At 69.7% G+C, this 12634-nt stretch carries 12 protein-coding genes; 4 read left to right on the top strand and 8 right to left on the bottom strand.

Annotation, left to right across the window (positions count from 1 at the left end; all coding sequences use genetic code 11):
• Positions 1 to 121 precede the first annotated feature (121 nt).
• Positions 122 to 682 (bottom strand): TetR/AcrR family transcriptional regulator, encoded by a 561-nt coding sequence (locus tag OG230_RS26995; RefSeq protein WP_328906307.1) that lies wholly within the window; start codon positions 680 to 682, stop codon positions 122 to 124.
• A gap of 115 nt (positions 683 to 797) precedes the next feature.
• Between OG230_RS26995 and OG230_RS26990 the strand changes: the two genes are divergently transcribed.
• Together OG230_RS26990 and OG230_RS26985 are read left to right on the top strand one after the other, a co-directional pair.
• The gene (locus tag OG230_RS26990) at positions 798 to 1490 is read left to right on the top strand and encodes an SDR family oxidoreductase (protein ID WP_328906306.1); all 693 of its coding nucleotides are present in this window, start codon (positions 798 to 800) and stop codon (positions 1488 to 1490) included.
• 194 nt (positions 1491 to 1684) lie between these two features.
• Complete coding sequence (locus tag OG230_RS26985; RefSeq protein WP_328906305.1) at positions 1685 to 2689, top strand: NADP-dependent oxidoreductase; 1005 nt, start codon at positions 1685 to 1687, stop codon at positions 2687 to 2689.
• A 770-nt stretch (positions 2690 to 3459) separates the two neighbouring features.
• On the opposite strand, the gene OG230_RS26980 is transcribed toward OG230_RS26985, so the two are convergent.
• The 4 genes from OG230_RS26980 to OG230_RS26965 all read right to left on the bottom strand — a co-directional run bounded on the left by OG230_RS26980 (position 3460) and on the right by OG230_RS26965 (position 8912).
• Complete coding sequence (locus OG230_RS26980; RefSeq protein ID WP_328906304.1) at positions 3460 to 4833, bottom strand: class I SAM-dependent RNA methyltransferase; 1374 nt, start codon at positions 4831 to 4833, stop codon at positions 3460 to 3462.
• A gap of 98 nt (positions 4834 to 4931) precedes the next feature.
• Positions 4932 to 6980, bottom strand: coding sequence for an APC family permease (locus tag OG230_RS26975; protein ID WP_328906303.1), 2049 nt, complete (start codon positions 6978 to 6980; stop codon positions 4932 to 4934).
• A gap of 125 nt (positions 6981 to 7105) precedes the next feature.
• Positions 7106 to 8137, bottom strand: coding sequence for a 1-aminocyclopropane-1-carboxylate deaminase (locus OG230_RS26970; RefSeq protein ID WP_328911549.1), 1032 nt, complete (start codon positions 8135 to 8137; stop codon positions 7106 to 7108).
• Between the two features lie 115 nt (positions 8138 to 8252).
• Positions 8253 to 8912 carry a GntR family transcriptional regulator gene (locus OG230_RS26965; protein WP_328906302.1) on the bottom strand — a complete coding sequence of 220 codons (660 nt, stop codon included), beginning with the start codon at positions 8910 to 8912 and terminating at the stop codon, positions 8253 to 8255.
• Positions 8913 to 9162: 250 nt separating this feature from the next.
• Here OG230_RS26965 and OG230_RS26960 point away from each other — a divergent pair, with 250 nt between their 5' ends.
• Positions 9163 to 9831, top strand: a complete 669-nt coding sequence (locus tag OG230_RS26960) for a potassium channel family protein (protein ID WP_328906301.1) — start codon at positions 9163 to 9165, stop codon at positions 9829 to 9831.
• Positions 9831 to 10508 carry a potassium channel family protein gene (locus OG230_RS26955; protein WP_328906300.1) on the top strand — a complete coding sequence of 226 codons (678 nt, stop codon included), beginning with the start codon at positions 9831 to 9833 and terminating at the stop codon, positions 10506 to 10508. Before OG230_RS26960 ends, OG230_RS26955 begins: the two co-directional genes overlap by 1 nt.
• A 104-nt stretch (positions 10509 to 10612) precedes the next feature.
• Here OG230_RS26955 and OG230_RS26950 read toward each other — a convergent pair whose 3' ends face one another.
• The 3 genes from OG230_RS26950 to OG230_RS26940 form a co-directional block, all read right to left on the bottom strand.
• A complete protein-coding gene (locus tag OG230_RS26950; RefSeq protein WP_328906299.1) occupies positions 10613 to 11371 on the bottom strand; it encodes a DUF3159 domain-containing protein in 759 nt (252 codons plus the stop codon).
• A gap of 3 nt (positions 11372 to 11374) precedes the next feature.
• Entirely contained in the window at positions 11375 to 11791 is a 417-nt protein-coding gene (locus OG230_RS26945) for an OB-fold nucleic acid binding domain-containing protein (RefSeq protein ID WP_328906298.1), read from the bottom strand.
• A 109-nt stretch (positions 11792 to 11900) separates the two neighbouring features.
• On the bottom strand, positions 11901 to 12593 hold the full coding sequence (locus OG230_RS26940) for a response regulator (protein ID WP_328906297.1): 693 nt from the start codon (positions 12591 to 12593) through the stop codon (positions 11901 to 11903).
• Positions 12594 to 12634 lie beyond the last annotated feature (41 nt).

Genomic DNA, 12634 nt, shown 5'->3' with positions numbered 1-12634 from the left:
TCCCTCCATGCCTGACATACCGTCTCGTGGGGGGCCACGTCCAACCGTTCCAAGGTGTCGGGCTGCGGGGCGTCGTCGAGTGCGCCGGTGCGGGAAATGCGCACCCGCACCGCGCCCGTGATCAGCCCGCTTCGGTCAAGGCCGCGTGCGCGGCGGCGAGGATCTCCTCGGAGAGCGGGGAGCCCTTGGTGGCCCGGGACAGGACCAGCGCACCGAACAGGGTGCACAGGCGGACGATGCCGTCCTGGTCGTCACCGTCCAGGAAATCGGCGAAGTCGGCCACCCCCTCGGCGTAGACACGACGGGCGTCGCGCCCCCCGCCCTCGCGCGCGATGTCGGTGGCGAGGGCTGCGACCGGACAGCCGTCCGCCGGGGCGTCACGGTGCTCGACGGAGAGGTAGGTGTCGATCAGCGCCTGCTGGGCGGCGGCACGCTGCCCGTCGTACCGCTCGAGTCCGACGCTGTGGCGTCGGGCGAGCTCGGCGAAGGCGTGGGCGGTGGCTTCGTCGACGAGCGCCTCCTTGGAGTCGAACTGCTTGTAGAAGGCGCCGTGGGTCAGACCGGCCGCCTTCATCAGGTCGGCGACGCTGACCTGCATGCCCTGCTCCCGGAACAGCCGGGATGCGGTGTCCACCACCCGCCTGCGGTTCTCCTCCGCCTGCGCCTGCGATACGCGGCCCATGACCACCTCCCATTTGGATGTCGACTGGCATCTATCATAGACCCGTGTTTAGATTGACTTCATAATCTAAACAGTTGCGGGTGGCCGACGGCGCCCGCCACGACCAGGAGTGGACATGGAACTCAAGAACGCGGTCGCAGTCGTCACCGGCGCCAATCGGGGCCTCGGGCGGCACCTGGCCGCCCAGCTCGTCGAGCGCGGCGCGAAGGTGTACGGCGCGGCCCGACGCCCCGAGACGGTCGACGTGCCGGGCGTCATCCCGCTGCGGCTGGACGTCACGGACGAGGCGTCGGTACGAGAGGCCGCGCGCGTGGCGTCCGACGCGACACTGCTGATCAACAACGCGGGCATCTCCACCGGCGTGACACTGATCGGAGGCGATGTCGCTGACGTGCGCCGGGAGATGGAGACCAACTTCTTCGGCCCGCTCGCCGCGACCCGCGCCTTCGCCCCCGTGATCGAGGGCAACGGCGGCGGCGCCGTGCTCAACGTCCTGTCCGCCCTGTCCTGGTTCCACCCGGCCGGCCTCGGCTCCTACGCCGCGTCCAAGGCCGCCGCTTGGGCGCTGAGCGACGCGACCCGCGAGGAACTGGCACCGCGCGGGATCACCGTCTCGGCGCTGCACGTCGGCTACATGGACACCGACATGGCCGCCGGCGTGCCCGCCGATCAGAAGGTCGCCGCCGCCGACGTCGCAGCCCAGGCCCTGCACGGCATCGAGACCGGCCTGCCCGAGATCCTCGCCGACGAGACCAGCCGGTACGTCAAGCAGAGCCTGTCCGCGGCACCCCAGCCGAACGCGGACTGACGCTCCCCACCCCGGCGCGGCCAGACCGCGCCACCGCCCCGGTCGTGCCGGTGGCCTGACGGGTGAACGCGGCTGAGGGCGGGGCGCGCCCGCGCCGCAGCGAGAACATCACCACAAACCATCTCGTACGGGGAGAGAACCTGGGCGAGCGGATACCCGGCCTTTCACGGACGGGAAACGGAACGGAGACGACGATGAAGGCATTCATGGTCGAGAAGTACGGCGACCGGGCCGGGATGCGTGCCGCCGACCTACCCGACCCTCAAGTAGGTACCGACGACGTCCTGGTCAAGATCCACGCGGCGGGCGTGAACCCGCTGGACCTCAGGATCCGTAACGGAGACTTCAAGGCGTTCATGCCCTACCGTCTCCCGCTCGTTCTGGGCAACGACCTCGCCGGGACGGTCGTCCGGGTCGGCTCGTCCGTCACCCGCTTCGCGGCGGGCGACGAGGTCTACGCCCGGCCCGACAAGGACCGCATCGGCACCTTCGCCGAACTCATCGCCGTCCACCAGGACGACCTGGCGCCCAAACCGGCCACCCTCACCATGACCGAGGCCGCCTCCCTCCCCCTGGTCGCCCTCACGGCATGGCAGGCACTGGTCGAGCGGACCCACGTGCAGCCGGGCCAGAAGGTCCTCGTCCACGCGGGCGCCGGCGGCCTCGGCTCCATCGCCGTCCAATTGGCCAAGGCGCTGGGCGCGCACGTGGCCACCACCGTGAGTACCGCCAAGGTCGACCTGGCCAGGGACCTCGGCGCGGACGTCGTCGTCGACTACCGCACCCAGGACTTCGAAGAGGTTCTCGACGGCTACGACGTCGTCCTCGACAGCCTCGGCGGCGAGAACCTCGCCAAGTCCCTGCGCGTGCTCAAGCCCGGCGGCACGGTCATCAGCGTCGCGGGCCCGCCCGACCCGGCCTTCGCCCGCGAACTGGGCGCGAACCCGATCCTCCGCCTGGCCATGACAGCCCTCAGCTTCAGAACCCGGCGCAACGCCAGGCGCCATGGCGTGACGTACTCGTTCCTGTTCATGAAGGCCAGCGGCGACCAACTCCGCGAACTCACCCCCCTCATCGACACCGGGAAGATCCGCCCCGTCGTCGACCGCGTCTTCCCGTTCGAAGAGACCCTCCAGGCCATGGAGTACGTCGAGAAGGGACGGGCAAAGGCCGGCAAAGTCGTCGTCGCGATGATGTAAGGGCGTCGAAGCATGTGAAGAAAACCCCTGGTCAGCTGCGTGATCGACGAAGTCGGGGCGCAAGGCCGCCGTGCGGAGCATGCGTCATGGGCGCTCCGTGCGGTCTCTTGACGCGCCTTCATCCTGGACAGCGAGGGCCTGGCCAAAGCCAATCCAGCGCTGAAGTGGACGCTGTCCCGGCTGCGGGTCGCGTTGGTCCAGGCATCGCCCAGTCGGCGGCGACGCTGCAGCGCACGACTGCCCCGGCTCCCAGGGTGCTCCCCCCTGACGAGTTCAAGACCGTCCGCCGAACGTAGTGACTCCAACAGGCGGAGCAGGCCATGCCAGGACAAGGCCACCGTGTATACCTTGGGCCAAACTGCCCGTTCCCCGAAGGCAGTTACACGGTGGCCGACTTCGTTCTCAGGGAGTACACACAGACAGCCGATGCACACGACGGCTCAGAACAGGCTCACATCCCCGCCAAGATCCGCTACACCACTTCACAGGGCACCATCGGAGCAACGGGACGCCCGTACCGGAAGTCCTTGCCCCCGTGCCGATGGTCCGGTCCGCAGAGCCGCAGCCGGAAGGGTGCGGGAGGCTGAGACTTCCCTTCGAGCGTCATCGGAGCGTCAAGAGTCTCCGAACGAGACCCTGAAGGCGTCGCCGACGCAAGCACCTCCCTGATGAATTCGCAGGTCAGGAGCTACGAGGGGCAAGCCGTCCGCTCGACCCGCTGCACGGAGGACAACAGGTCGAATGACCCACCCGAGCCGCATAACCGCAGGTCAGGCACCCTTGTCAGCAGGCTCCAGAATCGCTACGCACTCCACATGCGACGTCATCGGGAACAGGTCGAACGCCCGCAGCGTCCGCACCTTGTAGCCGCCCTCGCGGAAGTACGCCAGGTCGCGGGCCAGGGCCGCCGGGTCGCAGGCCACGTACGCGATGCGGCGGGCACCCAGGGCCACCAGCTGCTTCACCGTCTGCTTGCCGGCGCCCGCGCGCGGCGGGTCCAGGACGATCAGGTCGCACTCCGTGATGCCCGTGCGCGGCAGGACCTGGTCGACCTTGCCGTGCTCGATGCGGACCCGGTCGAGGTCCTTGAGGTTGTGGCGGGCGTCCTCGACGGCGCGCTTGCCGGACTCGATGCCGAGCACCGCGCCCTTCTCGCCGATGCGCTGTCCGATGGCGCCCGCGAAGAGGCCGACGCCGCAGTAGAGGTCGAGAGCCGTGTCGTTCTTGCGGGGCAGCAGGCCCTGCATGACCGCGCGGACGAGGGTGTCGGCCGCCTGCGGGTGGACCTGCCAGAAGCCGCCGGAGCCGACGCGGTACGTGCGGTCGTCGGCGCGCTCGCGGACGAAGGCGCGGCCGTGCACGCGGTGGACGCCGCCGTCGTGCTCCTCGACGCGGAGCACCGAGACCGGCTTGTCCAGCTCGACCAGGGGCAGTCGGCCGCCGGGCTTCGGGGTGAGGATGACCTGGCGGTCGTGGGAGCCGGTGGCGGAGATGGCTTCCACCGCGGCCAGCGTCGGCCACTCGCGCTTCTCGACGCCCAGCTCGGTGACCCCGGGGGCGGCGATCATGCAGTGGTCGATCGGCTGGACCTCGTGCGAGCGGTGCTTGCGCAGACCGGCCCGGCCCTCTTCGTCGATCGTGTACTGGACGCGGGTGCGCCACGCGGGCACCTGGCCCTGCGGGAGCTTGTCGCCCTCGGCCGGCATGACCGTGCCGTCCCAGCCGGCCTCCTCGGGGGTCAGGCCCGCGAGACGCTTGAGCTGCTCGGCGATGACCTCGCCCTTGAGCCGGCGCTGGGCGCCGGGCTTGGCGTGCTGCCAGTCGCAGCCGCCGCACATGCCGGGTCCCGCGTACTTGCAGGGGGCCTCGACGCGGTCCTTGGAGGCTTCGATGATCCTGACGGCGTCGGCGCGCAGGAAGCGGGAGCCGGTCTCGCCGTCGGTGACCCGGGCGACGATCTTCTCGCCGGGGAGGGTGTGCCGTACGAAGAGGACCTGGCCCTCCGCGGTACGGGCGATGCAGTGGCCGCCGTGTGCGACGGGGCCGACCTCGACCTCGTACTCCTCCCCGACCAACGAGTCCGCGGTCTGCGAGTCCCCGGCCAGCGAGTCCCCGGCCTGCGGCGGAGTGGATTCGTTCTGCATGGGGGGTGGCTCCAGAGATCAAGGGGAAAGCGGCCGGACAACGACCCACCAGTCTACGTGGGTGCCGCCCGGCCGCTTACCACAAACGGCTCCGCCGGTCAGCCCTTGCTGCTGGGCTCTTTCTGCTTCCGCTCCACCGGGCCCCGGCGCACCGAGCCGGGCGCGCTCCAGTCGGCGCGCTTCCTGGCGCGCTTCTTCGCGGCCTCGGACGACTCCAGCTGGTACGGCACCGACGTCACCATGACACCCGGGGTGAAGAGCAGCCGGCCCTTCAGCCGCAGGGCGCTCTGGTTGTGCAGGAGGTGCTCGTACCAGTGCCCGACGACGTACTCCGGGATGTACACGCTGACCACGTCGCGCGGGCTCTCCCGGCGCAGGCCCTTCACGTACTCGATGACCGGGCGGGTCACCTCGCGGTAGGGCGAGTCGAGGATCTTCAGCGGCACGTTGATGCCGCGTCGCTCCCACTCGTCCTTGAGCGTCTTCGTCTCGTCCGCGTCGACGCTGATGGTGAGCGCCTCCAGCCGGTCGGAGCGGATGAGCTTGGCGTACGCGAGGGCGCGCAGCGTGGGCCGGTGGAGCTTGGAGACCAGGACGATCGAGTGGACCCTGGACGGCCGGACGGTCTCGTCCGAGGGGGTCTCGTCGGCGGCGATCTCGTCGGCGACTCGGTCGTAGTGCTTACGGATCGCGCTCATCGTCCCGTAGAAGATCACCATGCCGAGCAGCGCGACCCAGGCGCCGTGGGTGAACTTGGTGGCGAGGACGACCACCAGCACGAGGCCGGTGAAGAAGGCGCCGAAGGTGTTGATCGCGCGCGAGCGGATCATGTGGCGGCGCGCCGCCGGGTCCTTCTCGGCGCGCAGATGGCGGTTCCAGTGCCGCACCATGCCGGTCTGGCTGAGGGTGAAGGAGACGAAGACGCCGACGATGTACAGCTGGATGAGCCGGGTCGAGTCCGCCCCGTAGATCCAGACGAGCAGGATCGCCGCGCCGGCCAGCAGCACGATGCCGTTGGAGAAGGCGAGCCGGTCGCCGCGGGTGTGCAGCTGGCGCGGCAGGTAGCGGTCCTGGGCGAGGATCGAGCCGAGCAGCGGGAAGCCGTTGTACGCGGTGTTGGCGGCCAGGAAGAGGACGAGTGCGGTGGCCGCGGCGAGCACCACGAAGAGGAAGGTCCCGTCGCCGAAGACCGCTGCCGCGACCTGGGAGATCACGGGGTCCTGGACGAAGCTCTCGCCGACGGCGGCGCCGTCGCGGATCAGGTCCTCCGCCGGGTTCTCGGCCATCTTCACATCGGTGGCCATGGCCAGCCCGATGATGCCGCAGAACATGGTGACGGCCAGCAGGCCCATCATCGCGAGGGTGGTCGCGGCGTTCTTGCTCTTCGGCTTACGGAAGGCGGGCACGCCGTTGCTGATCGCCTCGACGCCGGTGAGGGCGGCACAGCCGGAGGAGAACGCCCGCAGGAGCAGGAAGACCAGCGCGAAGCCGGCCAGCCCCTGGTGCTCGGGCTTGATCTCCAGGTCCGAGGTCGGGGCGTGCATGGTGTCGCCGAGGACGAGTCCGCGGAACGCGCCCCAGAGGATCATCAGGAAGACGCCGACGACGAAGAGGTACGTCGGGATGGCGAAGAGCTTGCCGGATTCCTTGACGCCCCGGAGGTTCATCACCGTCAGCAGGACGATCGCCCCGACGGCGACCGGAACCTTGTTTTCCACGACGAAGGGGACCGCCGAGCCGAGGTTCTCCACACCGGAGGAGATCGACACGGCGACGGTCAGGACGTAGTCGACCAGCAGGGCGCTGGCGACCGTCAGTCCGGCCCTCGGTCCGAGGTTGGTGTTGGCGACCTCGTAGTCACCGCCGCCGCTCGGGTACGCACGCACGTTCTGCCGGTACGAGGCGACGACCGTGAACATGAGCACCACGACGGCCAGCGCGATCCACGGGCTGAAGTGGTAGGCCGACACACCCGCGATGGACAGCACGAGGAGAACTTCTCCAGGTGCGTACGCCACCGAGGACAGCGGGTCGGATGCGAAGACGGGGAGCGCGATGCGCTTCGGGAGGAGCGTTTCTCCCAGATTGTCGCTGCGCAGCGCCCGGCCGATCAGGATCCGTTTGGGCACGTCGGTCAGTTTGGACACGCAGAGGATCGTATGCGTTCCGTATGGATGCCGTTGAGCCACCACCCCATCAAAAGGGGTCAATCTCCCCTAATTTCCGGCTCCGGGCACAGAACTCCGCTCAATCTTTAACGCCTTCCTTGCGCTCATGCTTCCGCGAAGAGCGCGCTGTATCCGTTCAGTGCGGGCTGACCGCCGAGGTGGGCGTAGAGAACGGTCGCGTCGCGGGCGATCTCGCCCCGCGCCACGAGGTCGGCCATCCCCGCCATCGACTTCCCCTCGTACACCGGGTCCGTCACCATTCCCTCGGTCCGCGCGGCCAGCCGCATCGCGTCGAGCGTGGCCTCGTCGGGGATGCCGTACGTACCCCCGTGGTAGCGCTCGTCGAGCTCGACGTCCGCCTCGGTGAGCTCGCGCCGCACACCGATCAGCGCGGCGGTGTCGTGGGCGATCCGGGCGATCTGCTCCCGGGTCCTGGCCGGTTCCGCGGAGGCGTCGATGCCCAGCACGCGCCGGGGCCGGCCGCCCGCCTCCTCGATGGCGGCGAAGCCCGCGACCATGCCGGCCTGGGTGGAGCCGGTGACCGAGCAGACGACGACGGTGTCGAAGAAGACACCGAGGGCAGCCTCCTGCTCCGCGACCTCGTACGCCCAGTTGGCGAAGCCGAGACCGCCGAGCGGATGGTCGGAGGCGCCGGCCGGGATGGCGTACGGACGCCCGCCCCGGTCCTCGACCTCGCGCAGGGCCTGCTCGAAGCTCTCCTTGACGCCGATCCCGAAGCCGGCCCGCACGAGACGGACGTCGGCTCCGGCCAGCCGGCTGATGAGGATGTTGCCGACCTTGTCGTAGACGGCGTCGGGCCACTCCACCCAGCTCTCCTGGATGAGGACGCACTTCAGACCGGCGCGGGCCGCCACCGCCGCCACCTGCCGGGTGTGGTTGGACTGGACGCCGCCGATCGACACGAGGGTGTCGCAGCCCTGGGCCAGCGCGTCGGCGACGAGGTATTCGAGCTTGCGGGTCTTGTTGCCGCCGTAGGCGATGCCGGAGTTGCAGTCCTCACGCTTGGCCCAGAGCGCGGCGCCGCCGAGGTGCTCGGTGAGCCGGTCCAGGCGGTGCACCGGCGAGGGCCCGAAGAGGAGGGGGTAGCGCTCGTACGAGGAGAGGTCGGCCGGCAGGGTCGTCACGAGGGCTCCTTGGATCGCGGGGCGGATCGATCGGGTACGGCGTCGACGGTCAACCGGGTAAGGCGGCGGACGGTCCATCGGTACGGCGGTGGGCGGTCGGCCGGGGTCACGGGGCGGGCGGCTCGTCGGCGAGCTGTTCCAGCACCTGCCAGATCTCCGCGGTGATCCGGCCGGCCGCTTCCGCGTCTCCGTCGGCACAGGCGTCGATGAGCCGGTCATGGAGGGCGGCCGAGCCGTGCACCGCGCTCGCCGTGCCGAACCGGCGCCATTCGAGGCGGCGGATCAGAGGGGTGTAGCGCTCGGCCGTCGCGGCGACGGCGCGGTTGCCGCAGGCGGTGACGAGCACCTCGTGCAGTTCGTCGTCGGCGCGCAGCGCGGCGGCGGTGTCGCCTTCGGCCGCAGCCGCGCGGAACCGCTCGTTCGCCGCCCGCATCGCCGCGATGTCCTCGTCCGTGAGCCGCGGGACCGCGGTGCGGGCCGCGAGCTCCTGCATCGCGCGGACGACGGCGGCGGCGTCCCTGACGTCGCGCGGGACGAGCCGGGTGACGCGGGTGTAGCTCTGCGGCTTGCTCTCGACGAGCCCTTCGCCGGCGAGCCGGGACAGGGCGTCGCGGACGGGCGCCCGGGAGAGCCCGAGCCGTTCGGCGAGGTCGGCGTCGCGGACCGAGGCACCGGGTGGGATGTCGCCGCGGACGATGGCGTCACGAATCGCCTCGTACGCGGTGTCCCGCAGCAGGGTCCGTCGGACGGGCCGGAGAGTCTCCATGAACTGACATGTTAGATGTCTGTGGTGTGGCGCTCAAGGGTGCGAGCAGACACGGTTCCCCAGCCTTTGCCGCACCGGCCCCCACGAACGCACACTCGGATGAGGCGGCCGTCGCGTTGCGGCATAAGCTCAACCCCGGGCAACGCCGAAGGTCGTTGCCCCGTTGTTTGCCCGGCAAGCTGAGAAAGAAGTGTGACCAGGGTGTTTTCGCAGGTCAGCGGGATGACCAGGACGGCGAGGTAGGCGCAAGGTGCACATCGTCATCATGGGCTGCGGGCGAGTCGGAGCCGCTCTCGCGCAGACCCTGGAAAAGCAGGGACACACGGTCGCCGTGATCGACCAGGACCCCACCGCGTTCCGACGCCTGGGTTCCGGGTTCGGCGGCCGTCGGGTCACCGGGGTCGGCTTCGACCAGGACACTCTCCGCGAGGCCGGGATCGAAGAGGCCGGCGCGTTCGCCGCGGTGAGCAGCGGCGACAACTCGAACATCATCGCGGCCCGGGTGGCCCGCGAGATGTTCGCCATCGAGAACGTGGCCGCCCGGATCTACGACCCGCGGCGTGCCGAGGTCTACCAGCGCCTCGGTATCCCCACCGTGGCCACCGTCCGCTGGACCGCGGACCAGATGCTGCGTCGGCTGCTGCCGTCCGGCGCCGAGCCGCTGTGGCGCGACCCGAGCGGTGGGGTGCAGCTCGCCGAGGTGCACACCACGCCCTCGTGGATCGGCCACAAGATCAGCACGCTCCAGGAGCAGACGGGCGTCCGCGTGGCGTTCCTCACCCGACTGGGTGAAGCGATCCTGCCGACGTCGCAGACGGTCCTGCAGGAGAGCGACCTGGTCCACGTGATGATGCGTACGGACGAGGTCGCGAAGGTCGAGGCGGCCTTCGCCGAGGGCCCTGAAGAAGGCGGTCACTGATGCGCGTGTCGATTGCCGGTGCCGGCGCGGTGGGCCGTTCCATCGCGACGGAGCTGCTGGAGAACGGGCACGAGGTACTGCTCATCGACAAGGCCCCGACCGCCATCTCGGTGGAGCGGGTCCCGATGGCCGAGTGGCTGCTCGCGGACGCCTGCGAGATCACCTCGCTGGACGAGGCCGCCCTCCAGCGGTGCAACGTCGTGATCGCCGCGACCGGCGACGACAAGGTCAACCTGGTCGTCTCCCTGCTCGCGAAGACCGAGTACGGCGTGCCGCGGGTCGTCGCCCGGGTGAACAACCCGAAGAACGAGTGGCTGTTCAACGAGTCCTGGGGCGTCGATGTCGCGGTCTCCACGCCGCGTCTGATGTCGGCCCTGGTCGAGGAGGCCGTGAGCGTCGGCGATCTGGTCCGCCTGCTGCGCTTCAGCCACGGCGACGCCAACCTCGTCGAGCTGACACTGCCCCCGGAGTCGGCGCTCGCCGGCACCTCGGTCGGCGACGTGGCGTGGCCGGAGGACACCTCGCTGGTCACGATCATCCGCGGTACGCGCGTCCTGACGCCGAGCACCGAGGAGACGCTGGAAGCCGGTGACGAGCTGCTCTTCGTGGCGGCCCAGGCGCGCGAGGAACAGCTGGAGGATCTGCTGTCCGTGCGCCGCGAGCTCGACGAGGACTAGGGCACGCACGCAACACGCACGCAACGCACGCAACGAGAGGGGCCCCGAACCGTGTCAGACGGTTCAGGGCCCCTCTCGTTGCGCGTGTGCCGGTGCTGCGGGCGTCAGCCCTCGTGGCCGGCGGACCGGGCGGCCTGAGCCTTGCGGTCCTTCTCTGCCTGCTCCTCGGCCTCCATCTCGGCGAAGACGTCGATCGGCGGCGGCGCCTTGGCGAGGAAGAGCCAGGTCAGATAGACCGCGAGCAGGAACGGCGGGATCTTCAGCGCGACCAGGACCCAGCCGAGCTGGGTGGTGTCGGCCCACCAGTAGAGCGGGAAGAGGATCGCGCACTTGGCGAGCAGGATCAGGCCCCAGGCCCAGCTCGCCTTGGCGTAGGCGGCCTTGCGTCCGGGGTTCCTGGTGCGCCAGGAGAGGTTCTCCTTGAAGACCGGCCCCAGGATCAGGCCGATCAGGGGCACCCCCGCGAGGGTCGTGACGATGTACGCGAGGGCCAGTCCGAGCGTGTAGATCATGCCCGGCAGATAGAAGTCCTTGGCGTTGCCCGTCATCATCGCGAAGACCACACCGAAGGCCACGCCGAAGACGCCGCTGAAGGCGTGCTTGACGGTGTCCCTGCGGATCAGCCGCACACCGACCAGGAGCAGCGACACGACCAGGGCCGCGATGGCCGAGGTGTGCAGGTCCTTGTTGATGGTGAAGATCGTGACGAAGAGCAGACCGGGCAGGACGGTCTCCACCATGCCGCGGACACCGCCGAACGCCTCGGAGAGCGCTGCCTCGGTGACCGCCTTCGCTGCGGCTTCTTCCCTGGCGGTGGGGTGGGACGTGTCCGTGTCGGACGTCGGCTTGTCAAGAGACGTCACCGGCTACTCCTTGCCGAGCGGTCGGAGTTCGTATTTGGGGTTGAACAGCACCCGGCGTCCGTGACTCATCGAGATACGGCCCGAGGCGATGAGCTTACGGCCCGGTTCGATACCGACGATGGAGCGCCGTCCGAGCCAGACCACGTCGAGCGGCGCGGTACCGTCGAAGAGCTCCGCCTCCAGGGCGGGAACTCCGGCTCGCGGACGCAGGGTGACGGTCCGCAACGTACCAGTCACCTTCACGATCTGGCGGTCGGAGCACTCAGCGATGCGCGTGCACCCCGACGCCTGCGCGTCCTCCCGCAGCTCCTCGGACTCCAGGTCCTGCTGGGAGCTGGAAAGCCGGTCGAGCATGCGGCGGAAGCGGCCGGACGGCTTATCCGCCTTGCCGGGCTTCTCGAATCGGGGAACAGCACTCATACCCGAAGGGTACCGGTGTCCGGGGGTACCGGCGGGTGCCCGGGGGCGTCACTCGGACGGGTTACCTCAGTCGTCCCGGTATGACCTCCTCGTACCCCGTTCCCGGTGGTCAGCCGCGTTCGAACCGGTAGCCCATGCCGGGCTCGGTGACGAAGTGCCGGGGGTGCGAGGGGTCGGCTTCCAGCTTGCGGCGCAGCTGCGCCATGTAGACCCGGAGGTAGTTGGTCTCGGTGCCGTACGAGGGCCCCCAGACCTCCTGGAGCAGCTGCTTCTGGCTGACGAGCCGGCCGCCGTTGCGCACGAGGACCTCCAGCAGATGCCACTCGGTGGGCGTGAGGCGTACGTCGCGGCCCCCGCGGTTGACCTTCTTGGCCGCCAGGTCGACGGTGAACCCCTCGGTCTCGACGATCACGACGCCGTCGGCACCGTCCGCGCCGACGGGCTCGGCCCGGCGTACCGCCGCGCGCAGCCGGGCCAGCAGCTCGTCCATGCCGAAGGGCTTGGTGACGTAGTCGTCGGCGCCGGCGTCCAGGGCCTCGACCTTCTCGTCCGAGGTATGGCGGGCGGAGAGGACCAGGATCGGTACCCGGGTCCAGCCGCGCAGCCCCCGGATCACCTCCACGCCGTCCATGTCCGGCAGTCCGAGGTCGAGGACGACGACGTCGGGGTGGCGGGCGGCGGCGAGCTGCAGCGCGGTGGCTCCGTCGGGCGCCGCGTCCACCTCGTACTTGCGCGCCTTCAGGTTGATCACGAGGGCACGTACGATCTGCGGCTCGTCGTCGACCACAAGCACCCTGGTCATCGTGGACCTGCCTTTCTGCTGCACGGGACATGTACGAGGTA

The sequence above is a fragment of the Streptomyces sp. NBC_00234 genome (genome assembly GCF_036195325.1).
In the GTDB taxonomy this organism is placed as follows: domain Bacteria; phylum Actinomycetota; class Actinomycetes; order Streptomycetales; family Streptomycetaceae; genus Streptomyces.
Note: the sequence above shows the minus strand (reverse complement) of the source record. Positions and strands in the feature narration are given on the sequence as shown.